This is a genomic window from Streptomyces sp. NPDC046821, assembly GCF_040645335.1.
Classification (GTDB): Bacteria; Actinomycetota; Actinomycetes; order Streptomycetales; family Streptomycetaceae; genus Streptomyces.
The window spans coordinates 144,428-169,480 of record NZ_JBEYYB010000014.1 but is presented as its reverse complement, the minus strand read 5'-3'; the positions used below and the strand labels follow the sequence as shown (position 1 = coordinate 169,480).

Genomic DNA, 25,053 nt, shown 5'->3' with positions numbered 1-25,053 from the left:
AGGCCGGTGGCCGGTCACTCCCGGAGGGGCCACGGCCACGTGCATGAAGGCCGGCCACTCCCCGAGGGGAATGACCGGCCACCTCCTTACGGCAACTTCCTTACGGCAACTTCCTTACGGCAACTTCCTCACGGCCGGTTCTCGGTGAGGACCGGCCCGTCGGCCCACCGGTACAGATGCGCGAGCCGCGGCTCGACGATCGACCCCGGCACCTCCGAGTCGAACCACCGGTCGACATACGTCCAGTGGAAGGGGTGCTGGAGGTACTCGCCGTTGAGCCCGGCCGCGTCCTCGTACTCCTGCTCCCACACGTGGGTCCAGCGGGACGGGGACAGCTCCTGGTCGACGCGGCTCAGCGACCACGACCTGATCGTGGAGATGTGCCGGGGCATGGCCAGCAGGTCCTCCTCGAAGCGGGTCACGAGGTCCGGGTCGGTGCCGGGCCGCACGGCCAGGAACAGGGTGCGTTTCACGCGGCGCCCTTCCAGCGGTACGTGGTGTGCGGCGAGCGGCGCGAGCGCGACGGCGCCCTCCACCGTGGCGGCCACCTCCGGCGCGGGCTCGTCGGTGAGCAGGTCCCAGGTCGCGCCCTGCCCGCCGATGGAGCCCTGCTCGTCGACACCCCAGCTCACGTCCGTGACAGCGGAGGGGAGCTTCGCGGGGTCGGGGGCGCCGGCGGCATGGACGACCCACCGCACGCCCTTCGCCGTCGACGTGTCCTGCGTACGCCGGACCGGAACGCGGCCGGCGGACTGCTCGCCGGTGTCCGAGACCGGGCGCAGCACGCGCCGGTCCCGCTCCACCGCCACCGCGTCCGTACGCTCCCAGAACTCCGTGATGCGCGGGTCCGCATTGGCCACCGAACGCATCGCGAAGAACGGGATGACGCCCGGCACGGTCCACAGGACCTGCACCTCGACGGTGTCGGGGCCCGAGTGGCCCTGCCAGACGCGGGCCGGGCTCATGTCCCGGCCGCGCGCGGCGGGCAGGTAGTCGGTGCGCCAGCGCGCGAGCCAGGGGTCCGCCTCGTCGACGGGCAGGACCAGCCGGTCCAGGATGTGCACTTCCTGCGGGGTGCTGCCGACGGTGCTCACAGTGCCTCCAGGACGGCCGTACGGAACTGGGTCAGCTGCTCGCGCAGCGCGTCGAGTCCGCGCGGGCCGAGCAGACCGGCGGGGCCGTCGGTGCGCGGGTAGGTGACGATGCGCGTCGCGCCCGCGTCCACGTAACGGCGCACCCAGTCGGGGTCCCACTGTTTCTTGGGGTCGCACGAGCCGGGCCACACGGTGATCTCCACCGCGTCCTCGGCCCGCCCCGCCTCCACGGCGCTCTTGCGCAGCAGCTCGGCGCGCTCCGCGAACTCGTCGGGCCCGATCGTGTAGGGGAACCAGCCGTCCGCGATCCGCCCCGCGCGCCGGACCGCCGGCTCGCTGTTGCCGCCGAGGACGACAGGGACGCGGCCGGACACGGGCCGCGGCAGGCTGTGCAGCTTCTCGAACGAGACGTACTCACCCGCGAACGAGGCGGGGGAGTCGGACCACAGGGCGCGCATCGCGCCCACGCACTCCTCAAGACGCTTGCCGCGCGCCGCGTACGGCACGTTCACGGCCGCGTACTCCTCCTTCTGCCAGCCGATGCCGAGGCCCAGCAGGAGGCGTCCGTCGGAGTGCCGGTCGATCGTCGCGGCGCGCTTGGCGAGGACGGCGGGGCTGTGCAGCGGGGCGACCATCATCGCCGTACCGAAGCGCAGCGACGTCGAGGCGCCCGCCATGAACGCGATCGTCTCCAAGGGGTCGGGCATCGGCACGGCGCCGGACGCGCTCGGCATCCGGCCGCCGTCGGAGTACGGGTAGAGCGGTTCGTAGGAGTCGGCGACGACGACGTGCTCAACGGTCCAGAAGGACTCGACCGACTCCTCCTCCAGGGTGCGTGCGAGGTCGCGCAGGAAGGTGCCAGAAGTGATCAGGCCGTCGGACATGGGTGCCATCAAACCGAGTTCGGGCACGGTCACGTGTCACATCCATTCGCTGGAGCGAAGCCAGCCCATCATGTTGTCCATCGCCTGCTCGGAGACACCGGGCTCACAGCTCGGCGGCGGGGCCGAGCGGCTGGTGCGGCCCGGACCGTGCAGGTCACGCCAGACGGTGCGTGCGCAGGCGAGAAGGGCGGGCGTGAGTCGTTCGAGGTCGCGCTGGGCCGCCAGGCCCTTGCCCGACAGGGAGATCGCGGCGATGGCCCGGCCCGCGCCGCGCAGCGGGGCCGCGACACAGACGACGTCCCGGTGGCTCTCCTCCTGGTCGAAGGCGACGCCCCGGTCCCGGGCCGCGGCGAGCGCGGAGCGCAGCGCCGTCGGATGCGTGAGGGTGCGCTGGGTACGCGGGCGAAGGCCCTGCGCGAGGACCTCCTCGACGGCCTGCGGGTCGCTGAACGCGAGGATCGCCTTGCCGGCCGCCGTGCAGTACGCGGGCATCCGGCCGCCGACCCGCGAGGGCACCGACGTGTCGTGCAGGCCGCCGATCCGCTCCAGGCAGACCACCTCGGCGCCGTCCAGGACGTAGAGGTGGACCAGGTGGCCGGTCGACTCGTGCAGCGCGTGCAGGCGCGGGAGCGCGGCGCGGCGCAGCCGGTTGTGGTGGGAGGCGAGCGCACCGAGTTCGAGCATCCCGATGCCCATGCGGTAGTCGCGGCCCTCCCGGTCGAGCCACCCGAGCCGCACCAGCTGATCGAGGATGCGGTGGGCGGACGAACGGGGGATCCCGGATCGGCGGATGACCTCGGTCAGCGAGAGGCGCGGCTGTGCGCCGTCGAAAGCGCCGAGCACCTTCGCGGCCTTCTCAAGGAGCGAGGGTGCTGCGGCGGTGCCGACGGTCCCAGTCTGCTCGGGCATGGCTTGATCCCCCAGGACACAGGGCGCATCCGCGACATTGCGGGCGCGTGGACGACCTCGCGCCGACCTTCCCACGGGGGGTGGACCCAGGGGAAGAGCCCTGGGCCATGTATTTCGGTTCGGAATACTTAGACGGGGCGTCAGCCCGCCTCGGAAGCTGCCTCCCGCACCATCGAACGCAGCAGTCCCACATCGGCCCGTGTGAGATCCGTCAACACCGTTCGGCCAGGTCCGGGCGCTATCGGCTGCACCGACGGGACCGCGAGCACCACGCAGCCGGCCGCCTCCGCCGACGCCACACCGGTCGGGGTGTCCTCCACCGCCACACATCGCGCCGGGTCAGCCCCAAGGCGCGCGGCCGCCGCCAGATACGGATCGGGCGCCGGCTTCGTACGCGGCGTGTCCTCCGCGCCGAACACCGCGTCGAACCCGTGCCCGTCCAGCGACCCCGCGATCTGCCGCACCACCGCCCGCGGCGAAGCCGACACCAGCGCCGTCGGCACCGACTCCGCACGCAGCGCCGCGAGCAGCGCCAGCGCCCCCGGCCGCGGCACCGCCCCGCCCGCGAGGCTGTCGGAGAAACCCCGGCCCAGCTCGTCCGCGAGCCGGGCGCGCGGGACGCCCAGGGACCCGTACAACAGCTCCGCCGTGTCCTCCACCGAGCGGCCGAGGACCGCCTCGCGGCCCTGCGCGCCCAGCGTCCCGCCGTGCCGCGCCGTCACCTCCTCGACGACGTCGAGCCACAGCTCCTCGGTGTCGACGAGCGTGCCGTCCATGTCGAAAAGCACGGCGTGCAGGGTGCCGGAGAGAGGGAGGTTCACAGCGCTCCAAAGGGTCGGGACGGACATGGCCACCACAACCTACTGACCGACGTGGTCCCCCGGTGGCCCGTCGGTGAACGCCCGGCGACCGGCACGCAGCCGGTCCGCGACGGCCCCGGAGACCGACCCCCGACAGGGTTCCCATTCAGCGGGAACCCCAGGTTCTCGCTCCGCGCGCCGTGGGCGTACGTTCCACACCACTCGAACCCGCACCCTTGAGAGGGGCCTCGGCATGAGCGAATTCCCGGCCACCCCGGCCGCCGTACTCGAAGCGGTCCGCGCCCTCACGCCCGCGCTGCGTGAGCGTGCCGCCGAGGCGGAGAAGCTGCGCAAGGTGCCCGAAACGTCGATCAAGGAGCTGGAGCAGACCGGCTTCTTCCGGCTCCTCCAGCCCCGCTCCTACGGTGGCTACGCCGCCGACCCCGCCTTCTTCTACGAGGCCGTCCGCGAGATCGCCCGCGCCTGCGGCTCCACCGGCTGGGTCGCCTCCGTCGTCGGCGTCCACCCCTGGCACGTCGCGCTGTACGACCCGCGCGCCCAGGAAGAGGTATGGGGCCAGGACCAGTCGACGCGCATCAGCTCCTCGTACGCGCCGACCGGCAAGGTCACCCCCGTCGACGGCGGCTTCCGCATCAGCGGCTCCTGGAGCTTCTCCTCCGGCTGCGACCACGCCGACTGGGTCCTCCTCGGCGGCCTCGTCACCGACGCCGACGGCCGGCCCGTCGACATGCGGACCTTCCTCGTGCCGCGCGCCGAGTACCGCATCGACGACGTGTGGGACACCGTCGGCCTGCGCGGCACCGGCTCCAACAACGTGGTCTGCGAAGACGTCTTCGTGCCCGAGCACCGCGCCCTCAGCTTCGGCCCGGTCACGGCCCTGAACGTGCCCGGCCACGAGATCAACCCGGAGCCGCTCTACCGACTCCCGTACGCCGCGGTCTTCACCACGACCATCTCGACGCCCATCGTCGGCATCGCCGAGGGCGCCTTCGAGGCCTACGTCGAGGCCACCCAGAAGCGCTTCCGCGTCTCCTACGGCCAGCAGGTCGCCGAGGACCCGTTCGCCCAGGTCCGCATCGCCCGCGCCGCGTCCGACATCGACGCCTCCGCCCTCCAGCTCCAGCGCAACATCGCCGAGCTGTACGCCCTCGCCGAGGCCGGCGAGGAACTCCCGATGGGCCTGCGTGCCCGCGCCCGCCGCGACCAGGTCCTCGCCACCGAGCGCTGCGTCGGCGCCGTCGACCTCCTCGTCGAGAACGCGGGCGGCAGCGCCATGCGCACCAGCCCGAACCCGGTGCAGCGCGCCTGGCGTGACGTCCACACCGGCCGCGGCCACGCCGCCAACGACCCCGAGCGGGCCCTCCTCCTCTACGGCCAGAGCGCCCTCGGCCTCGACATCCAGGACACGATGCTGTGAGCACCCTTACGTACGAGAACACGTCGAAGACCGTCAAGGCCGGCGGCCTCAACCTGCACTACCACGAGGCGGGCCCGGACAACCCGGACGCCCCCGTCGTGATCCTGCTGCACGGCGGCGGCCCCGGCGCCAGCGGCTGGTCCAACTTCGGCCGCAACCTCCCGGTGTTCGCGGAGCACTTCCGTACGCTCCTCGTCGACCAGCCCTGCTACGGCGCGTCCGACAAGCCCGAGCTGCCGAAGAACTTCTTCTCCTTCGCGGCCGACGCGGTCGCCGCTCTGATGGACGAACTCGGCATCGAGCGCGCCCACTTCGTCGGCAACTCCCTCGGCGGCGGCACCGCGACCCGCATGGGCCTCGACCACGCCGACAAGGTCGGCAAGCTCCTCCTGATGGGCCCCGGCGGCATCTCCGTCAACCTGTTCGCGCCGGACCCGACCGAGGGCATCAAGAAGCTCTTCGCGTTCAACAGCGCGGCCGAGCCGACCCGCGAGGTGATGCGGGACTTCCTCACCACCCTCGCCTACGACTCGTCGATCGTCACCGACGAGTTCGTCGAGGAGCGCTTCAAGCAGGCCACCGACCCCGAGGCCAAGCTCGGCAACGACCGCATGGCCGCCTCGTTCGCCAAGTGGCCCGCCGACACGATGCTGTGGCGCGACGCCCACCGCATCACCGCGCCCACGCTCCTGACCTGGGGCCGCGAGGACCGCGTCAACCCGCTCGACGGCGCGCTCGTCGCGCTCAAGACCATCCCGAACGCGCGCCTGCACGTCTTCCCGCACTGCGGCCACTGGGCGCAGACCGAGAAGTTCGACGAGTTCAACCGCCTCGCCGTCGACTTCTTCAGTCACTGACCACCGACGTCTCACCGAACCCCGAAAGGCCCGCAGCCATGGACATCCGTTCTCTGGGCTACCTCCGTATCGAGACCGCGAAGCTCGCCGAGTGGCGCACCTACGTCCTCGACATCCTCGGCATGGCCCAGGGCGTCGACTCGACGGACAGCGTTCTCAACGTCCGGATCGACGACCGGATCCGCCGCTTCTCCTTCGTGGCCGGTGAGCAGGACCGCCTCCTGTCGGCCGGCTTCGAGGTCGCGAACGCCAAGGCCCTCGCCGAGGCCGCCGCCGAGCTCGAGGCGGCCGGTGTCGCCGTCAAGCACGCCGACGACGCCACCCTCGCCGAGCGCCGCGTCCAGGGCCTCATCCACTGCGAGGACCCGGCCGGCAACCCCCTGGAGATCTACTGGGGCCAGGCCCAGGACCACACGCCGCTCGCCTCGCCGTACGGCAACCGCTTCGTCACCGGCGACCACCTCGGCCTCGGCCACGTCGTCATGCCCGCCCCGGACATGGACGCCACGGTCGACTTCTACGAGAACCTGCTCGGCTTCCAGCTGCGCGACCGTATGAAGCTGCCGCCCGTCGCCGTCCCGACCGGCAAGCCGGGCGAGGACTTCTACTGGATGAACTTCCTCAGCCCCAACGCCCGTCACCACAGCCTCGGCCTGTACCCGGGCGCCCTGCCGCCCGGCATCGTCCACTTCATGGTCGAGGTCGAGCGCCTGGACGACGTCGGCTTCTGCCTCGACCGCATGAACGCGGCCGGCATCCCGATCGCCTCCACCCTCGGCCGGCACTCGAACGACCACATGGTGTCGTTCTACGCCCAGGCCCCGGGCGGCTTCCAGGTCGAGTACGGCTGGGACGGCCTCATCGTCGACAAGGACACCTGGGTGACGAAGGAGATCACCTCCGACAGCTTCTGGGGTCACCAGTGGAACGGCTGAACCCCGCCGAGTTCCGCGAGGTTCTGGGCCACTTCGCGTCGGGGATCACGGTCGTGGCCGGCCTTGACCCCGACGCGGGGGAACCCGTCGGACTCGCCTGCCAGTCCTTCGCGTCGCTCTCCCTGGAGCCGCCCCTCGTCCTGCTCTGCGTCGGCAAGTCGTCGACGAGCTGGCCGAAGGTGCGCGCCGCCGGACGGTTCGGCGTGTCGATCCTCGCCGACGACCAGCGCGACGTGTGCGCCGCCGTCGGCCGCAAGGGCCCCGACAAGTTCGCGGGCGTCGACTGGGAGCTGTCCGAGAACGGCGCCGTCCGCATCGGCGGCGCCCTCGCCACCATCGACTGCGAGCTGTACGCGGTCCACGAGGGCGGCGACCACTGGATCGTCACCGCCCGCGTCCTCGCCCTGACCGCACGCGAGAGCGGCTCGCCGCTCCTGTACTTCCGCAGTGCCTACGCCACCGGAGAATTCGCATGACCGACGCCGACCTCACGTACGACGTCGTGGTCGTCGGGTCCGGTGCCGCCGGATTCGCGGCCGCCATCACCGCGCGGCTGCGCGGCCTGAGCGCCCTGATCGTCGAGAAGACCGACCACTACGGCGGCTCGACCGCGCTGTCCGGCGGCGCCATCTGGGTGCCGGGCAACTTCCACCTCGACGAGGCCGGGCTCGGCGACACGTACGAGAAGGCCCGCGCCTATCTCGACGCGACCGTCGGCGACCGCGTCCCCGGCGAGCGCAAGGACGCGTACCTGGCCCACGGGCCGCGCATGGTCCGCGAGTTCCACGACCGGACCGCCGTCCGGTTCATGTACACCCCGGGCTACTCCGACTACTTCCCGGAGGCGCTCGGCGGCATGGCCCAGGGCCGCTCCATAGAGCCCGAGGTCTTCGACTTCAAGCAGCTCGGACCGCTCGCCAAGGACATGCGCCGCGCCGGACTGCCCACGTACGGCCTCACCATCACGTCGTACGACTTCCGCTTCCTGAACATGGTCGCGCGCACCTGGAAGGGCAAGCGCACCTCGGTCAAGGTCGGGATGCGGGCCGTCGGGGCCGCGCTGCGCGGGCGCAAGCTGCTCTCGCTCGGCGAGGCGCTGATAGCCCGGATGCGGCTCTCCCTGCAGAAGCTCGGCGGCGACCTGTGGCTGTCCACGCCGCTCACGGGCCTCGTCGTCGAGGACGGCAAGGTCACCGGCGTCCGCGTGCGGCGCGACGGCACCGAGCAGGTCGTCCGCGCCCGCGGCGGCGTCATCCTCGCCTCCGGCGGCTTCTCCCACGACCAGGCACTGCGCGAGAAGTACCTGCCCGCGCCCACCTCCACCGCCTGGACCCACGCCTCCGAGGGACAGGTCGGCGACGCCCTGCGCCTGGGCGAGGAACTGGGCGCCGCCACCGACCTCCTCGACAAGGTGTGGGGAGCCCCCTCCCTGTGCCCGCCCGACGAGAAGCCGTTCTTCCTCGTCGCCGACCGGGGCATCCCCGGCATGGTGATCGTCAACGAGGCGGGGGAGCGGTACGCCAACGAGGCAGCGCCGTACCACGAGTTCGTGGACAGCATGTACGCCGCGGACCGCCCGGAGGCGACCACCGTCCCGTCCTGGCTGATCCTCGACGCCCACTCCAAGGCCCGCTACATCTTCGCCGGCCTCTTCCCGGGCCAGGCGTTCCCCAAGCGCTGGCGCGAGAACGGCTTCCTGAAGCAGGCCGACACCGTCGAGGAACTCGCCAAGCTCATCGGAGCACCCCAACTCGCCGACACCGTACGCAAGTTCAACGGTTTCGCCGAGAAGGGCCACGACGAGGACTTCGGCCGGGGCGACAGCGTCTACGACCGCTACTACGGCGACCCGACGCTGAAGAACCCGAACCTGGCGCCGCTGGAGAAGGGACCCTTCTACGCGCTGCCCGTCCACCCCGGTGACATCGGCACCAAGGGCGGACTCGTCACGGACGCCGACGCCCGGGTCCTGCGCGAGGACGGCACACCCATCGCCGGCCTCTACGCCTCCGGGAACTGCTCCGCCGCCGTCATGGGCGAGACGTACCCGGGCCCCGGCGCGACGATCGGCCCCGCCATGGCGTTCAGCTGGGCCGCCGTCAACGACATCGCGGGAGAGTCCGCTCCAGCCGGTTCCTGACCCGCACATCGGGGACGAACCGCACCGCGTCCCGGGCCGTGTCGTACGCGTACCCGCCCGGCGCCTCCACCGCGAGGAGCCGGGCGAGCGCGTCGACGGCCCGCGGGTCGCGGCGCACCGCCAGACCGCGCGCCGCCTCGGCCGCCGCGTCCGCGACCGGGTCGCCGAGCAGCGCCACAAGGGCTTCCCGCACGTCGGCCGTGTCCGCCGGCGCCCCGGCGAGCCCTGCCGCCGCCCAGTTCCGCACGTCACCGTCCGCGTCGCCCGTCAGCGTGACGAGCGCCCGGACACCCTCCTCGTGCCCCGCCGGTACGAGGCCCGTCAGCGCGAGCGCCACCGACCGGCGCACCCGCACATCCCGATGCCCGGCGTGCCGCACGATCTCCGGCAGCGCGCCCGCATCCCCGAGCTGCCCCAGCGCCACGACAGCCGAACGCAACGCGACCGGGTCACCGGCCGTGCGCGCCAGCGCGCGCAGCAGCGGAACCGACCTGCCCGCATACCGGCCCCTGGGCCCCAACTGGCCCAACACATCGGCCCCGAAGGCCTGCCGCAGCGGCTCACCGCTCGCACACCACGCGGACGCCGAGCCGAACGTCACCTCGTCGCCGCGCCCCCGCAGCACCGCCACCGCCTCCGTCCAGTCGTCGTCGTCCGGATCACCGCGACGCAGCGCACGATCCGCCAACTCGCCTGCCGGCACGGCGATTTCGAGGTCCGCCTCAAGGAGCGTGGCGATCGCCGCATGACCCGTCTGCAGATCATTGCCCGACGTCGGACACCCCGCGTCGTCCAGCAACTCCACGACCACCGTCACCCCGCCGTCCTCCACGAACCGCTGCGTCACCGCCTCACGCCCCGGCTGCTCCAGACCCGCCCGCAGCGCCGCCGCCACATCGACCCCGCACCACGCACGCGCCTCCTCCAATGCCTCGGCCCGCCCCCGCGCACCGTGCTCAAGGAGCGCCCGCACGCATCCCGTCGACCCGCGCCGCGCCGCCGCCACCAGCGGCAGACCGCCCGGACCCGGCAACGACGGATCCGCACCCCCGTCGAGCAGCGCCCGCACCACCTCGGTACGCCCCCGCTGCACCGCCCACGCCATCGCCGTGAACCCGAACTCCTCGCGCAGATCGACCCGCGCGCCCGCCGCGAGCAGCGCCCGTACGACCTCCGTGTGCCCGCCGCACGCGGCCCCGCACAACGGCAGATCCGTGCCCGAGCTCAGCCCGTCCGGGTCGGCTCCGGCCGCGAGCAGCAGCCGCACGATGCCCGGCTCGTCACTCACCGCCGCGACATACAGCGCCGTCCGGCCCTCGTCGTCGGTGCCAGGCCCGTCGGCCGGGGCGCCGGCCCGCAGCGCCCGCACCACCGCGTCCTCGTCACCGCCGTACACCGCCTCGAACAGCCCGGCCGCGGCCGCCTCGACCTTGTCGTCCATACGCCGACCATCGCCCCTCGCCGGGGGAGAAAGCAAAGCGGTTTGTCGCTATGTGTCGCATTCCATGACGGTGTGGCACAGTGCGCACCGCGCCCGCACCCGGCCCCGCACCGGCACCCGGATCCGCTGATGGCAGGTCGGGCAGGGGAACGTCACCCGCAGCGCGTCCCGCCCCTCCGCCGAGAACGAGTACGCACCGCCCGTCGCCCCGCCCGCCCCGTACGCGCGCGCCGCGTGCCGGTCCTTCGCGTACCGCCGCCGCCCCGCCCAGCCCGCCGCCGTCAGCGGCGGCTGCTGCCCGTCCGCCCGCGCCCGCGCAAGGCCCTTCGTATAAGCCGTGTACGCCTGCGGACTCGTGAACCACGTCTCCGGCGCCTCCCCGAACGCGAGCGCCCGCTTCGCCACCACGTACCCGAACTCCTCCGGCGTGAGATAGCCGAGCTTCTGCGACGACGACGCGTCCTCCCGGTACGCGTCAAGGAGCAGCCAGCCCGCGCCCAGATACGCGGTCGCGGTGTCGGTGAGGATCTCGTTGTCCCGCGTGCCGGGGAACTCCAGGCCGAGCCGGTGCAGATACACATGCATGACCTCGTGCGCGAGCGCCGCCCCGATGTCCCGCCGATGATCCCGGAACCGGTCGTTCAGCTCGATGAAGTACTCGGGCCCGGCCGCCAGCTCCACATTCGCCGCGTGCGTCATCTCGCGGAAGCTCACGATCATCCGCGCGTCCGGCAGCCGGTAGTGCCCCACCAGCTCGCGGGCCACCCGCTGCACCCCCAGATGCAGATCGTCCTGATCGCAGAACGCCACGTCCACGGGCGCCACGCTCGTGTCGAAGGCGTGCACCGTGTCGTACGACAGCCGCTTGTAGAGCGCGGTCACCGCCGCCCGCACCGTCGCCAGATGCGGAAAACCGTGCTCCACCGGTCCGCCGTTCGCCACGCCCGCACCCCCTGGGGCCCGCCGGACTCTCCCGCCCGGCCACCGGAATTCCACTGTACGGCGGGACCCGGCACCACCGGCCCGCCGCGATTAGTCCAAGACCTTGCCCACTTTTGTCCATGGGCCCACCCGCCCCGCCCGGCGCATCGTGATCACAGCGCCCCACCACGAGCGCAGCGAGGAACGTGCCGGCCGGCTCCCACGGAGAGCTCCCCGCACCCCGTCGCACAGCAAAGAGGGGCCGGTCCCGCAACCCGGAACCGGCCCCGTACCTTGCCCGGAGGCAGCGCCTACGCCAGCCGCACGCGCGGCTCGCCCGCCCCCTCCGTCTCAAGCACCCACACCTCGTTGCGGCCCTCCCGCAGCACGGGACCCGGGACGTACAGCGACCGCTGCGGGCCCGCCGACCAGTACCGGCCGAGCGCGAACCCGTTCACCCACACGAACCCCCGCGTCCAGCCCGGCAGTTCGAGCTCCGCGTCCCCGGCACCGGCCACCTCGAACACCCCCCGGTACAGACCCGCAGCCCCCTCGGACGCATCCGCCGACGCGTCCTCCGGCAGATCCTGTGACGGGACCGCCCGCACCGCCTCCGCGTCGTCGAACGCGTCGAGCCGCAGAGCCCGCGCCCGCACCCCGTGCAGATACTGCCGCTCGTGCAGCAGCCCGCCCGTGACCCCCTTCGGCTCACCCGTACGCGGCCCGTAGTTGACCCGCCCCAGCGACTCCACCCACAGCTCCACCCGCGCGGGCCCCGCGACCGGCTCCGCGAGCACCGGCTCGTCCTCCGTGAGCACCCCCGCCCGCACCCCGTCCACGTACACCACGGCCCGGTCCCGCAGCCCCGCCGCCCGCAGCGGATACGGCTGACGCGGCCCCGGCACGTCCACGCTGTACCGGACGAGCCCCCGGTCCACGTCCAGCTCCTCGAACGTCGGCGGCACCGCGTACTCACCCTCCGCCGACCCCAGCGCGTCCATCACCACATCCAGCGGCGCGTACGACGTCAGCGCCGCCGACACCGGCGCGGCCAGCGCCGCCGGCCGCTCCGGCACCTCCGGCAGCGGCCCCTGCGCGTACTCGGCCAACACCTCACGGAAACGCCAGAACTTCTCGGTCGGCCGCCCGTGCTCGTCGATCGGCGCGTCATAGTCGTACGACGTCACATCGGGCTCAAGCACACCGTCGTGCAGCACACCCGCACGATTCGCCCCCGCCCAGCCGCCGAAACTCGTCCCGCCGTGCGCCATGTACAAGTTGACCGACGCCCCGCACTCCAGGATCTCCCTCAGCGCCCCCGCCGCATCCTCCGGATCCCGCACGACATGGTCCGCACCCCAGTGATCGAACCACCCGCACCAGAACTCCATACACATCAGCGGACCCTTCGGCCGATGCCGGCGCAACGACTCGAACGCGCCCCGCGCCCCCGACCCGAAGTTCACCGTCGCCAGCACCCCCGGCACCGCACCGCCCGTCAGCATGTGATCGTCCGGACCGTCCGACGTGAACAACGGCACCGACACCCCGAGCCCCCGCAGCCCGTCCGCCAGATGCCGCAGATACACCTGGTCCGAACCGTACGAGCCGTACTCGTTCTCCACCTGCACCATGATCACCGGACCGCCCCGGTCACACTGCCGCTCCACGACCTGCGGGAGCAGCGCCGCGAACCACCGGTCCACCGCCGCCAGGAACGCCGCGTCCCGCGTCCGCACCCGCGACCCCAGCGGCCCCGTCAGCCAGTGCGGAAGCCCCCCGTTCTCCCACTCCGCACAGATGTACGGACCCGGACGCACGATCGCCCACAGCCCCGCCGCCCGCGCCGCGTCCAGGAACCGGCCCAGCGCCGCCACATCCCGCAGCTCACCCGGCCGCGGCTCGTGCAGATTCCACGGGACGTACGTCTCCACACAGTTCAGCCCCATCGCCCGCAGCATCGCGAGCCGGTGACCCCACTGCTCCTCGTGCACCCGGAAGTAGTGCAGCGCCCCCGACAGGACCCGCACCGGCCTCCCGTCCACCTCGAAGTCGTCCTCGCCCACACTGAACCCGGCCATCACGTCCCTCTCGCTTCCGTATTGCCCGCCACGATCACCTCTGGCGGGCGGCACGGTCCATGGACAAAGATCAGCCCTGATTGGACGCAGCGCGGCAACGCCGGCACCCAGGAAGGGGCAGAAGCGGATGTACCACACCTGGATGCGGTATTTCACCCCCAGCCCGGCCCACCACCGCCTCGGCCTCGTCTGCCTCGGCGTCGGCCTCCAGTACGGCCGGCTGCCCACCGTCGGACCCCGCACCCTCGACCACCACGTCGCCGTCGTCATCACCGCCGGACGCGGCTGGTTCCAGGACGCCCAGGGCCGCCGCACCACCGTCACCGGCCCCGCCCTCATCTGGCTCACCCCCGGCCGCCCCCACCACTACGGGCCCGACCCCGACACCGGCTGGGACGAATGCTTCGTCGACTTCACCGGCCCCGCCACCACCACCTACACCGAACTCGGCTACATCGAACCCGACCGGCCCGTCGTCCCCCTCTCCGACGGCGCCCCCGCCCGCGCCACCGTCGGCCGCATCGCCCGCGCCGCCCGCCGAGGCAACCCGCTCCTCGAAGTCGAGACCGCCGCCGGCGTCCACGAACTCCTCGTCGCCCTGCGCCGCGCCCGCGCCGACATGGCCCCCGACGGCGACCCCGTCCTCCAGTCCCTCGCCCGCGACGCCTTCCAGCCCCTGTCCGTCGCCGAACACGCCGCCCGCCACGGCATGACCCCCGCCGAACTGCGCACCGCCGTCCGCCGCGGCGCCGGCTGCAGCCCCAAGGACTACCTCCTCGGCATCCGCCTCGGCCGCGCCAAGGAACTCCTCGCCGCCACCGAACTCCCCGTCGCCGCCGTCGCCCGCCGCGTCGGCTACGACGACCCCGCCTACTTCTCCCGCCTCTTCACCCGCCGCGTCGGCACCGCCCCAGTCCGCTTCCGCGAACAACAGGGCCGCACCGTCCCCGGCGGCTGGTCCAACACCGTCCCCGACCCCGAGGACCCCCCGATGCTGCGCTCCCCGGGCCCCATGATCGACCGCACCCGCGCCACGTAGGGTTTCCTCCCATGACCAACAGCAACGCCCCCGACGCCCGTGCCGCCGTGGACCCCGCCGTCCTCGCCGAACTCGGCCGCCTGCGCGACAGCATCGACAACATCGACGCCGCCGTCGTCCACATGCTCGCCGAACGCTTCAAGTGCACCCAACAGGTAGGCCACCTCAAGGCCGAACACGCCTTGCCTCCGGCGGACCCGAGCCGAGAGTCCCGCCAGATCACGCGCCTGCGCGAACTGGCCGAAAACGCCAAGCTGGATCCAGCCTTCGCGGAAAAACTCCTGAACTTCATCATCAGCGAGGTAATCCGCCACCACGAACAGATCGCAGCGGACAACTCCAGCGCCAAATCCAGCCAGACCTGAAGCCCGCCAGATCAGCCCCTCCGGCGGGCGTAATTCAGCCCCTCCGGCGTTTGAGGAGCGGGGTCCGGGGCGGAGCCCCGAGTGGGAGGCGCAACCTGAGCCGCACTGTCCCAACCCCGGAGGCGTGCGGCAACATGCCCCCATGCCCGTACTGACGCGCGAAGAAGCGCAGATCCGAGCCCGGTTCCTGGAAGTCCAGACGTACACCATCACCCTGGACCTCACCGTCGGAGACGACACCGTCGGAGACGACACCTTCGACTCCACCACCGTCATCGGCTTCACCACCCACGCCGCCGGAGACACCTTCGTCGAGGTCAGCCCCGCGCACCTGCGGTCCGTCACCCTCGACGGCCAGGCCCTCGACCCCGCCGCCCTCGACGGCAACCGGTTCCCGCTCACGGGCCTCACCCCCGGCCCCCACGAACTCCGCGTCGACGCCGCCATGGCCTACTCGCACACCGGCGAAGGCATGCACCGCTTCACCGACCCCGCCGACGGCGAGACGTACGTCTACAGCAACCTCTTCATGAACGACGTACAACGCGCGTTCGCCGCCTTCGACCAGCCCGACCTCAAGGCCGTCTTCGACCTCACCGTCACCGCCCCCGACGGCTGGACCGTCCTCGCCAACGGCACCACCGAACACCTCGGCGACGGCACCTGGCGCGCCGCCACCACCCCCCTCCTGTCCACCTACCTCGTCGCCGTCGCCGCAGGCCCCTGGCACTCCGTCCGCACCGAACACGCCGGACTGCCCTTCGGCATCCACTGCCGCCGCTCGCTGGCCCCCCACCTCGACGCCGACGCCGACGAGATCCTCGACATCACCCGCGCCTGCTACGACCGCTACCACGAGAAGTTCCAGGAGCCCTACCCCTTCGACTCCTACGACCAGGCGTTCGTCCCCGAGTTCAACGCAGGCGCCATGGAGAACCCCGGACTTGTCACCTTCCGCGACGAGTTCGTCTTCCGCTCCGCCGTCACCGACACCGAACGCCAGACCCGCGCCATGGTCATCGCCCACGAGATGGCCCACATGTGGTTCGGCGACCTCGTCACCCTCCAGTGGTGGGACGACATCTGGCTCAACGAGTCCTTCGCCGAGTACATGGGCTACCAGACCCTCACCGAAGCCACCCGCTACAAAGACACCTGGGTCGACTTCGGCGTCGCCCGCAAGGCCTGGGGCTACGACGCCGACCAGCGCCCCTCCACCCACCCCGTCGCCCCCGACGCCGTCCCCGACACCGCCTCCGCCCTCCTCAACTTCGACGGCATCTCCTACGCCAAGGGCGCCTCCGCACTACGACAACTCGTCGCCTGGCTCGGCGAGAAAGACTTCCTCGCCGGCATCAACACCCACTTCGCCCGGCACAAGTTCGCCAACGCCACCCTCGCCGACTTCATCGCCTCCCTCGCCGCCAACACCGAGCGCGACGTCCACGCCTGGGCCGACACCTGGCTGCGCACCACCGGCGTCGACACCCTCACCGCCCGTGTCACCGAACGCGAAGGCGAGTCCGGACTCACGCTCACCCGCGACGGCAGCCGCCCCCACCAGATCACCGTCGGCCTCTACGACCACCAGAACGGCACCCTCGTCCGCCGCGAACTGCGCGACGCCGGCATCCCCGTACACGGCGAACACACCCTCCCCGGCACCCGCCCCGCCCTGATCGTCCCCAACGACCAGGACCTCACCTACGCCAAGATCCGCCTCGACCCCCAGTCCGAGGAAACCGCCCTCCGCGCCATGTCCCGCGTCCCCGACCCGCTCACCCGCGCCGTCCTGTGGAACTGCCTGCGCGACATGGTCCGCGACGGCGAACTCGACCCCGCCACCTACCTCCACGCCGCCCACGCCCACCTCGGCGACGAGGACGAACTCGCCAACGTCCAGGGCGTCCTCGCCTTCGCCAAGACCCAGGCCGCCGACCGCTACACCACCCCCGGCGAACGCCCCGAAGCCCTCGCCCTCCTCACCGGCCTGTGCACCGACCTCATCCACCGCACCCAGGACGGAACCGACCCGGGCCTGCGCCTCGTCGCCGTGCGCACCCTCATCGACAGCGCCACCCACGCCGACACCATCCGCGGCTGGTACGACGAAGGCAGCGTCCCCGGCGGCCCCGAACTCGACCCCGAACTCCGCTGGCGCATCCTCACCCGGCTCTGCGTACTCGGCGCCGTCGACGAAGCCGTCATCGACGCCGAACTCACCCAGGACCCCAGCGCCACCGGCCAGGAAGGCGCCGCCCGCTGCCGCGCCGCCCTCCCCGACCCCGAGGCCAAACGCGCCGCCTGGGACGCCATGTTCACCGGCGACCAGCTCTCCAACTACCTCTTCACCGCCACCGCCCAGGGCTTCTGGCAACCAGAACAGAGCGACCTCCTACGCCCCTACGTCGCCCGCTACTACCCCGACGCCGTGGCCCTCGCCCACCGACGCGGCCCCGCCATCGCCGACGCCGCCGGCCGCTGGGCCTTCCCCGCCTACGCCGTCGACAGCCACAACCTCACCCTCGGCGAGACCTGCCTCACCGACGCCGACCCCATCCCCGCCCTCCGCCGCAAACTCGCCGACCAACTCGACGACCTCGCCCGCGCCTTGAAGATCAGGACGGCCACGGCTACGTCGTAGGGGCCATGAGGAGGTCCGGCGCGCTGCGTGAGACGGGCCTGCCTTGGGGTCCGGCGGGCACTGACCGACGCCCGCCGGACCCCGTACCACCAACCCCGACCCGCCCCACTCAATCCCGTCCCGCAGTACCACTTTCGGGTTCCGATCCTTGTGATCGCCGGGCACGCCACCGCCACCGCGTACAGGCTGGAGGCCCCGCCCACGTACCCGGAGGTCACCGCCATGAGCAGCCCGCCGCCCCTCGCCGGAGGCACCCAAGGCCCCGACGCCCTGCGGCCGTTGCTCGACACCGTCCTCGACGCCCTCGCCGACGGCGCCACCGCCCGCGGCGGCCCCCTCCCCACCGGCGGCCCCCGCGCCGTCGCCACCCGCCTGCGCGAACTCGCCGGCGACCCCCTCCCCGAACACGGCACCGGCCCCGACACCGCCCTGCGCACCCTCGTCCACGCCCTCGCCGAAGGCGCCGCCGACCCCGCCGACCCCCTGTGCGCGGCCCACCTCCACTGCCCGCCCCTCGCCGTCGCCACCGCCGCCGACCTCGCCGCGTCCGCCCTCAACCCCTCCATGGACTCCTGGGACCAGGCCCCCGCCGCCTCCGTCCTCGAAGCCCTCGTCACCGACGCGCTCGCCCAAGAGGTCTACAGCCACGACGAGGACCACACCCCCGCCGCCCTCGTCACCACCGGCGGCACCGAGGCCAACCAGCTCGCCCTCCTCCTCGCCCGCGAAGCCCACGCGGCCGGCGGCCCCGTCCAGCTCATCGCCGGCGCCAACGCCCACCACTCCCTGCCCCGCGCCGCCTGGCTCCTCGGCCTCCCCGAACCCGTCACCGTGCCCGCCCCCACCGGCACCCTCGACCCCGCGGCACTCGACGAAGCCCTCACCGACCTCCCCGGACCCAAACTCGTCGCCGCCACCGCAGGCACCACCGACGCCGGCCTCATCGACCCCCTCGACGACATCGCCGACCTCTGCGACCGGCACGGCGCCCGCCTCCACATCGACGCCGCCTACGGAGCCGGACTCCTCTTCAGCCCCACCCGCCGCCACCAGCTCACCGGCCTCCACCGCGCCGCCACCGTCACCCTCGACCTGCACAAACTCGGCTGGCAACCCGTCGCCGCCGGACTCATCGCCGTACGCGACACCACCGACGTAGACGCCCTCACCCACCAGGCCGACTACCTCAACGCCGACGACGACACCGAAGCAGGCCTGCCCGACCTCCTCGGCCGCTCCCTGCGCACCACCCGGCGCCCCGACATCCTCAAGATCGCCGTCACCCTCAAAGCCCTCGGCCGCACCGGACTCGGCACCCTCGTCGACCAAGTCTGCGACCAGGCAAGGGAGTTCGCCGAAACTCTCGACGCCCACCCCGGCTTCGACCTCTACGACACCCCCGCCCTCAGCACCGTGCTCTTCCGCCCCCACGGCGCCACCGACGAACACCTCGCGCACATCCGCCGCACCCTCCTCACCCAGGGCCGCGCCGTCCTCGGCCGCGCCCGCATGGACGGCCGGCTCTGGCTCAAAGCCACCCTGCTCAACCCGCACACCCAGCCGGGCGACCTGGCCCAGCTGCTGAAACTGGTGGAAGGAAACACCCCCCGATGACCGCCGCCACGCCACACACCCCCGCCCCCCGGCCCGACGCACCCCACGACCTCGTCGGCATCGGCATCGGCCCCTTCAACCTCTCCCTCGCCGCCCTCGCCCACCCCCTCACCGAACTCCACACCGCCTTCTACGAACAACGCCCCGCCTTCCACTGGCACCCCGGCCTCCTCATCGACGGCGCGACCCTCCAAGTCCCCTTCCTCGCCGACCTGGTGACCATGGCCGACCCGTCCAGCCCCTGGTCCTTCCTCAGCTACCTCAAGTCCCGCGACCGCCTCTTCCCCTTCTACTTCGCCGAGCGCTTCCACATCCAGCGCGCCGAATACGACGCCTACTGCCGCTGGGTCAGCGAGAACCTCCCCGGACTCCACTTCGGCCACCAGGTCGACGCCGTCCGCTGGAACCCCGAACGCCGCCTCTTCGAAGTCGACTTCACCCAGCTCGACACCGACGGCGAAGCCGAAGCCCTCGGCCGCACCTACACCAAGAACGTCGTCCTCGGCGTCGGCACCGCCCCCTACATCCCCGAACCCCTCCGCCCCCTCGCCGAAGCCCCCACCGTCCCCGTCATCCACTCCGCCGACTACCTCGCCCACCGCGAAAGACTCCTCGCCGCCGACCACATCACCGTCATCGGATCAGGCCAGTCCGGCGCCGAGATCTTCCTCGACCTCCTCCGCAGCCGCCCCCACGGCCGCGAAAAACTCCACTGGCTCGCCCGCACCGAAGCCTTCGCCCCCATGGAGTACTCCAAGCTCGGCCTCGAACACTTCACCCCCGACTACACCCGCTACTTCCACGCCCTCCCCGAAGCCGTACGCGACGGACTCGTCCCCGCCCAATGGCAGCTCCACAAAGGCATCGACGGCGAGACCATCGCCGCCATCCACGACGAGCTCTACCAGCGCACCCTCCACGGCGGCTGGCCCGACGCCACCCTCACCCCCGGCGTCGCCGTCCGCACCGCAGGCCGCGTCGCCGCCACCAAGGTCGAACTCCACCTCGAACACAGCCTCCAGAACACCCGCTCCCGCCTCACCACCGACGCCGTCGTCCTCGCCACCGGCTACCGCGAACGGCCCCTCGACGAAATGCTCGCCGGCCTCGACCCCTACCTGCGCCGCGACAGCTCCGAACGCCCCCGCATCAACGAACAGTTCCGCCTCGTCCTCGACCCCTCCGTCACCGGCGCCGGCAGCAACGTCTACGTCCAGAACGCCGAACGCCACACCCACGGAGTCGGCGCCCCCGACCTCGGCCTCGCCGCCTGGCGCAGCGCCACCATCCTCAACTCCCTCACAGGCAAGGACCCTTACCCCCAGCCGAAGCGCACCGCCTTCACCACCTTCGGCCTCACCACGACAGAAAGCCGCACCCACCGGTCACAGACCGGAGAGCGCGGCAACCTGATCCAGCTCAAGAACTGACAGCGTCAGCACATGGGCGCGCCGTCTAGAACACCGGCGTACCGTCCCGCGTCAGCCGCCAGTCCACCGAAGCGAACTCCGCCGGGTCCAGGGTGCCCTTCGCGGTCACCCACTCGGCGATCCGCGTACGGATCTCCGTCGACTCCGACCACAACTCCTGCGCCGACGCCACGAACGGGAACGCCCCACCCCCGTTCGCCCGATAGTTGTTCACCGCGAACACGAACCTCTGCGCATCATCCAGCGGCGCACCCTTGAACTCCAGATTCTTGATCCGCGAACCGGCCGGCTGAGCCACGTCGATGTCATACGTAAGCCCCGACACATAGTCGTAGTTGTAATCCGGCCGGTTGTTCGCGTTCGTCAGCTTGTCCACATCCACCGGCGCACCGGCCGCCGTCTGCACGAAATACTCCGCCGAGAACTCCAGGTACGCCCGCACCTGCGCCCCCGTCATCAACTTCGCGACCAGCGTGTTGTCGTACACATACAGCCCCGACAGATCCCGGATCGTCACCGCACCCGCCGGAATCGACGACGTACGCGAGAACGGCGACGCCTGCGACAACACCGGCAGCGACGCGTACTCCGTCGACGCCAGCGCCTTCGTCACCACATCCGCCTGCACCGTGCTGATCAGATCGATGATCGGCGCGTCCTTGTACCGCGCGTCGACCGTCGTCAGCTCCACCGTCGCCGTACCCACCACCTGATTCACGTACTTCACCACCGCGTCGTGCTCGTCCCGCAGCAGCTTCGTGATCTCCGGATCATCCGCCACCGCATTCGAGTTACGCAGCGACGCCTTCACCGACTCGACCCGCCACGCCCCCTTCGACCACACCAGATCGACGTCGAACAACGTCAGCCGCTCCGCCCAGCACAACGGCTCCGACAACACGACCGGCTTCCCCGTCGCCTCGTTCACCACCACCTGCTCAGCGATCTCCACATGCGCGTGCCCCACCAGAATCGCGTCGATCCCCGGCACCTGCCGCGCCACATTCGCCGCCGCGTTCTCCACGTACGGCACCTGATCGCCGTACGACGACGTACCCGAAGCACCCGAATGCGCCGACACGATCACCACGTCCGCACCCATCGACCGCAGCTTCGGCACCCACTTCGCCGCCTGCTCCTCAAGCCCCGGGAACTTCAGCACACCCTGCACGAACGCCTTGTCCCAGATCGCGATCCCCGGGTTCGTCAGCCCCAGCACCGCCACCGTCACATCCTTGCCGTGCGGCGTGCGCAACCGCTTCATGAAATACGGCGGGAACGCCGGCTTCTCCGTCTTCGCGTCCACCGCGTTCGCCCCGAGCAACGGGAAATCGCACTGCGACTCGAACTTCCGCAGCGTCTCGATCCCGTAGTTGAACTCGTGATTCCCCAGCGCCACCGCGTCATAGCCGATCGCGTTCATCGCCTGCGCCATCGGATGCACCGGACCACCCTTCGCGGTGATCGGATCCACCTTCGCGAAGTAATACGTCAACGGAGTGCCCTGAATCGTGTCACCCGCGTCGATCAGCAGAGTGTTCCCCCGGCCCCTCTCCGCACGCACCTGCTCCACCAGCGTCGAGACCCGCGCAAGCCCCGTCGCGTTGCCCGCCGAGTCCTGGTACTCGCCGTCCTTGAAGTAGTCCCAGTTGAAGACATGACCATGCAGGTCCGTCGTCCCCATGACCGTGAACGAGTACCGCTTCTGCGACTGCACCCCAGCTACCTCCTGCGCCTGCGCGGCCTGCGCGGCCTGCGCGTCCGGCGCGGACACCGCCCCGCCCATCGCCACGACCGCACCCGTCGCGGCGGACCTACCCAGAAACTTACGACGGTTCAACGGCATGTGAGTTCCCCTCGGAGCACCACTGGGCGACAGTTGTAACGCGCGTAGATTCTTGCTCGGAATGCTCATCGGAGCAACCCTCTGCACAATTCAACAGTTGTCAATAACCCTTCACCCAAAGGTGGTTGGGAAGTCACCACCAACCAATTCCCTACCCACCGGTAAGGCCTACGCTCGAACCATGCGCCGAGCAAAGATCGTCTGCACCCTGGGCCCCGCGACAGACTCGTACGACCAGATCAAGGCACTGGTCGAAGCCGGAATGGACGTAGCGCGCTTCAACCTCAGCCACGGCACCTACGCCGACCACGAGGAGCGCTACCAGCACGTCCGCAAGGCATCCGACGAAACCGGACGCAGCGTCGGCATCCTCGCCGACCTTCAAGGCCCGAAGATCAGACTCGGACGCTTCAGCGAAGGCCCCGTACTCCTTGAACGCGGCGACGAATTCACCATCACCGTCGAACCCGGAACCCTCGGCGACCGCCACACCTGCGGCACCACCTACGACGGCCTCAACACCGACGTCACCACCGGCGAACTCATCCTCGTCGACGACGGAAAAGTCACCCTCGAAGTCACCCAGGTCGACGGACCCCGCATCCACACCACCGTCGTCGAAGGCGGCATGGTCTCCGACCACAAAGGCCTCAACCTCCCCGGCGTCGCCGTCTCCGTCCCCGCACTCAGCGACAAGGACCAGGAAGACCTCCGCTGGGCCCTGCGCACCGGCGCCGACGTCATCGCCCTCTCCTTCGTCCGCAGCGGACGCGACATCGAAGACGTCCACCGCATCATGGACGAAGAAGGCCGCCGCCTCCCCGTCATCGCCAAAATCGAAAAACCCCAAGCCGTCGACCACATCGACGACATCGTCGCCGCATTCGACGGAATCATGGTCGCCCGCGGCGACCTCGGCGTCGAAATGCCCCTGGAACAAGTCCCCATCGTCCAGAAGCGCGCCATCAAACTCGCCAAACGCAACGCCAAGCCGGTCATCGTCGCCACCCAGATGCTCGACTCGATGATCGACAACTCCCGCCCCACCAGGGCCGAAGCCAGCGACGTCGCCAACGCCGTCATCGACGGCACCGACGCCGTCATGCTCTCCGGCGAAACCAGCGTCGGCAAATACCCCGTCGAAACCGTCCGCACCATGAGCCGCATCGTCGAAGCCGCCGAGGAAGATATCCTCGCGAAGGGGCTTCCGCCCCTCACCGAACGCAACAAGCCCCGCACCCAGGGCGGCGCCGTCGCCCGCGCCGCCGCCGAAATGGGCGACTTCCTCGGCGCCAAATTCCTCGTCGCCTTCACCCAGTCCGGCGACACCGTCCGCCGCCTCTCCCGCTACCGCTCACCCATCCCCCTCCTCGCCTTCACCCCCGAACCGGCCACCCGCTCTCAGCTCAACCTCACCTGGGGAGTGGAAACCTTCCTCGGCCCCCACGTCGACTCCACCGACGCGATGGTCGACCAGGTCGACGACCAACTCCTCAAGATCGGCCGCTGCCGGAAGGGCGACATCGTCGTCATCACGGCCGGCTCCCCGCCGGGCGTTCCCGGCTCGACGAACCTGGTCAGGGTCCACCACATCGGGGAGGACGACAGCCCGAAGAATTAGTGGGAGGTGGTCAGTACTTGGGGCCTACGTGGGCGTCCATCAGAGCGGTGGACGCTCGGCGGGCGACGGATATGTTGAAAGGGTCGCTGCCTCGGGCGAGGGTGGTCCACTCGACGCCGACAAGGTCGAGGGCATAGGTGAACAGCCCGCGGATGTCGTCGGACTTGTTGGAGAAGAAGTACCGGGGGTACTCGTAGCGCTTGCGCACTCCCTGGACGAGGCGGGTGGTCCAGTTCGTGATGCGGCACCCGTCGGAGTGGATCAGGCCCCGGATGAACTCCCAGGGGTGTGCGTCGACTATTTCCTTCTGCCAGGGAGCGAGCACGATCTTGCGGTCGTGTTTCTTGCCGGGTCCGTGCTGAGGAAAAAGGCAGACGAGGTGCTTCGAGTAGACCTTCACGTTCTGGCATCCGATGCGCTGTACCCGGCAGGTTCGATTGTCGGGGAACACCGCACGCATAGCTGCCTCGGTCTCGTCGGCGATACCGGGCCAGGCGTCCGCGCAGGTGATCATGAGGTTCGGTACCCGGTGGCCGGAGTAGTGGCTCACATGTCCATCGCCCAGGTACTGGCCGAGCAGATAGGAGTAGGCGGTTTCATCGAGTGCTCGGCCATCGCAGCGCGGGCACGACGGATCGTGGGAGCCGGGACACTCTCCGCGTTTGGAGCGGTCTATGTGAAGCCAGTACGAGACTGTGCCCGCTGGCACGCCCAGCGCGCGGGCCACGTCTGCGTTTTTGGCGCCGCCTCGGAGGAGGGTCAGTGCCTTCTGCCGCACTTCTAAGCCGTGAAAGTTCATGTGGCTACTCTGCGTAGCGTGCAGCTTCTGCGAGTAGCAAAAAGCGGATGTTCACGAGAATGTGGACATCCGCTTTCTGGCCAATATGTGCCGGGTACGGGATTCGAACCCGTATGTCCTTTCGGACAGATGTGTTTGAGACATCCGCGTAAGCCGATTCCGCCAACCCGGCTGGTTGACCCGACAGGAGTGTAC

At 70.8% G+C, this 25,053-nt stretch carries 20 protein-coding genes and 1 tRNA gene; 11 read left to right on the top strand and 10 right to left on the bottom strand.

Features of this window, described 5'->3' with window-relative positions:
* Positions 1-128: 128 nt before the first annotated feature.
* The 4 genes from ABZ893_RS28015 to ABZ893_RS28000 form a co-directional block, all read right to left on the bottom strand.
* The gene (locus tag ABZ893_RS28015; protein WP_361408762.1) at positions 129-1,094 is read right to left on the bottom strand and encodes a Dabb family protein; all 966 of its coding nucleotides are present in this window, start codon (positions 1,092-1,094) and stop codon (positions 129-131) included.
* Complete coding sequence (locus ABZ893_RS28010; RefSeq protein WP_361408759.1) at positions 1,091-1,978, bottom strand: TIGR03619 family F420-dependent LLM class oxidoreductase; 888 nt, start codon at positions 1,976-1,978, stop codon at positions 1,091-1,093. Before ABZ893_RS28010 ends, ABZ893_RS28015 begins: the two co-directional genes overlap by 4 nt.
* A 36-nt stretch (positions 1,979-2,014) precedes the next feature.
* Entirely contained in the window at positions 2,015-2,887 is an 873-nt protein-coding gene (locus ABZ893_RS28005; RefSeq protein WP_361408756.1) for an IclR family transcriptional regulator, read from the bottom strand.
* A 140-nt stretch (positions 2,888-3,027) separates the two neighbouring features.
* On the bottom strand, positions 3,028-3,708 hold the full coding sequence (locus ABZ893_RS28000; RefSeq protein WP_361408753.1) for an HAD family phosphatase: 681 nt from the start codon (positions 3,706-3,708) through the stop codon (positions 3,028-3,030).
* A 232-nt stretch (positions 3,709-3,940) separates the two neighbouring features.
* Between ABZ893_RS28000 and hsaA the strand changes: the two genes are divergently transcribed.
* Genes hsaA through ABZ893_RS27975 form a run of 5 tightly spaced genes read left to right on the top strand, consistent with a single transcriptional unit; the run spans position 3,941 to position 9,057 of the window.
* Positions 3,941-5,125: a 3-hydroxy-9,10-secoandrosta-1,3,5(10)-triene-9,17-dione monooxygenase oxygenase subunit gene (hsaA, locus tag ABZ893_RS27995; RefSeq protein WP_361408750.1), complete on the top strand. Its 1,185-nt coding sequence runs from the start codon at positions 3,941-3,943 to the stop codon at positions 5,123-5,125.
* Positions 5,122-5,982: a 4,5:9,10-diseco-3-hydroxy-5,9,17-trioxoandrosta-1(10),2-diene-4-oate hydrolase gene (gene hsaD, locus ABZ893_RS27990; protein ID WP_361408747.1), complete on the top strand. Its 861-nt coding sequence runs from the start codon at positions 5,122-5,124 to the stop codon at positions 5,980-5,982. The genes hsaA and hsaD overlap by 4 nt, the downstream gene beginning before the upstream one ends.
* A 38-nt stretch (positions 5,983-6,020) precedes the next feature.
* Positions 6,021-6,917: a VOC family protein gene (locus tag ABZ893_RS27985; protein WP_361408744.1), complete on the top strand. Its 897-nt coding sequence runs from the start codon at positions 6,021-6,023 to the stop codon at positions 6,915-6,917.
* Positions 6,905-7,393: a flavin reductase family protein gene (locus ABZ893_RS27980; RefSeq protein ID WP_361408741.1), complete on the top strand. Its 489-nt coding sequence runs from the start codon at positions 6,905-6,907 to the stop codon at positions 7,391-7,393. Before ABZ893_RS27985 ends, ABZ893_RS27980 begins: the two co-directional genes overlap by 13 nt.
* On the top strand, positions 7,390-9,057 hold the full coding sequence (locus ABZ893_RS27975) for an FAD-dependent oxidoreductase (protein WP_361408738.1): 1,668 nt from the start codon (positions 7,390-7,392) through the stop codon (positions 9,055-9,057). Before ABZ893_RS27980 ends, ABZ893_RS27975 begins: the two co-directional genes overlap by 4 nt.
* On the opposite strand, the gene ABZ893_RS27970 is transcribed toward ABZ893_RS27975, so the two are convergent.
* The 3 genes from ABZ893_RS27970 to ABZ893_RS27960 form a co-directional block, all read right to left on the bottom strand.
* Positions 9,017-10,498: an ankyrin repeat domain-containing protein gene (locus ABZ893_RS27970; protein ID WP_361408735.1), complete on the bottom strand. Its 1,482-nt coding sequence runs from the start codon at positions 10,496-10,498 to the stop codon at positions 9,017-9,019. The two genes, ABZ893_RS27975 and ABZ893_RS27970, sit on opposite strands and share 41 nt — an antisense overlap.
* Positions 10,499-10,546: 48 nt before the next feature.
* Positions 10,547-11,440 (bottom strand): hypothetical protein, encoded by an 894-nt coding sequence (locus ABZ893_RS27965; protein ID WP_361408732.1) that lies wholly within the window; start codon positions 11,438-11,440, stop codon positions 10,547-10,549.
* A gap of 290 nt (positions 11,441-11,730) precedes the next feature.
* The gene (locus tag ABZ893_RS27960) at positions 11,731-13,500 is read right to left on the bottom strand and encodes a beta-galactosidase family protein (RefSeq protein ID WP_361408729.1); all 1,770 of its coding nucleotides are present in this window, start codon (positions 13,498-13,500) and stop codon (positions 11,731-11,733) included.
* Between the two features lie 127 nt (positions 13,501-13,627).
* Between ABZ893_RS27960 and ABZ893_RS27955 the strand changes: the two genes are divergently transcribed.
* From ABZ893_RS27955 to ABZ893_RS27935, 5 genes are all read left to right on the top strand, one after another.
* Positions 13,628-14,539: an AraC family transcriptional regulator gene (locus ABZ893_RS27955; RefSeq protein WP_361408727.1), complete on the top strand. Its 912-nt coding sequence runs from the start codon at positions 13,628-13,630 to the stop codon at positions 14,537-14,539.
* Between the two features lie 11 nt (positions 14,540-14,550).
* Positions 14,551-14,904 (top strand): chorismate mutase, encoded by a 354-nt coding sequence (locus tag ABZ893_RS27950; protein WP_361408724.1) that lies wholly within the window; start codon positions 14,551-14,553, stop codon positions 14,902-14,904.
* A gap of 142 nt (positions 14,905-15,046) precedes the next feature.
* On the top strand, positions 15,047-17,548 hold the full coding sequence (gene pepN / locus ABZ893_RS27945; RefSeq protein WP_361408721.1) for an aminopeptidase N: 2,502 nt from the start codon (positions 15,047-15,049) through the stop codon (positions 17,546-17,548).
* A gap of 222 nt (positions 17,549-17,770) precedes the next feature.
* Positions 17,771-19,162, top strand: coding sequence for an aminotransferase class V-fold PLP-dependent enzyme (locus ABZ893_RS27940; protein WP_361408718.1), 1,392 nt, complete (start codon positions 17,771-17,773; stop codon positions 19,160-19,162).
* The gene (locus ABZ893_RS27935) at positions 19,159-20,592 is read left to right on the top strand and encodes a SidA/IucD/PvdA family monooxygenase (RefSeq protein WP_361408715.1); all 1,434 of its coding nucleotides are present in this window, start codon (positions 19,159-19,161) and stop codon (positions 20,590-20,592) included. Before ABZ893_RS27940 ends, ABZ893_RS27935 begins: the two co-directional genes overlap by 4 nt.
* Before the next feature lie 25 nt (positions 20,593-20,617).
* Here ABZ893_RS27935 and ABZ893_RS27930 read toward each other — a convergent pair whose 3' ends face one another.
* A complete protein-coding gene (locus ABZ893_RS27930) occupies positions 20,618-22,438 on the bottom strand; it encodes a 5'-nucleotidase C-terminal domain-containing protein (RefSeq protein ID WP_361408712.1) in 1,821 nt (606 codons plus the stop codon).
* 181 nt (positions 22,439-22,619) lie between these two features.
* Between ABZ893_RS27930 and pyk the strand changes: the two genes are divergently transcribed.
* Entirely contained in the window at positions 22,620-24,059 is a 1,440-nt protein-coding gene (pyk, locus tag ABZ893_RS27925) for a pyruvate kinase (RefSeq protein WP_361408709.1), read from the top strand.
* 10 nt (positions 24,060-24,069) lie between these two features.
* On the opposite strand, the gene ABZ893_RS27920 is transcribed toward pyk, so the two are convergent.
* Complete coding sequence (locus ABZ893_RS27920) at positions 24,070-24,858, bottom strand: helix-turn-helix domain-containing protein (protein ID WP_361408706.1); 789 nt, start codon at positions 24,856-24,858, stop codon at positions 24,070-24,072.
* Between the two features lie 88 nt (positions 24,859-24,946).
* Positions 24,947-25,030 (bottom strand) — tRNA-Leu (locus ABZ893_RS27915).
* Positions 25,031-25,053 lie beyond the last annotated feature (23 nt).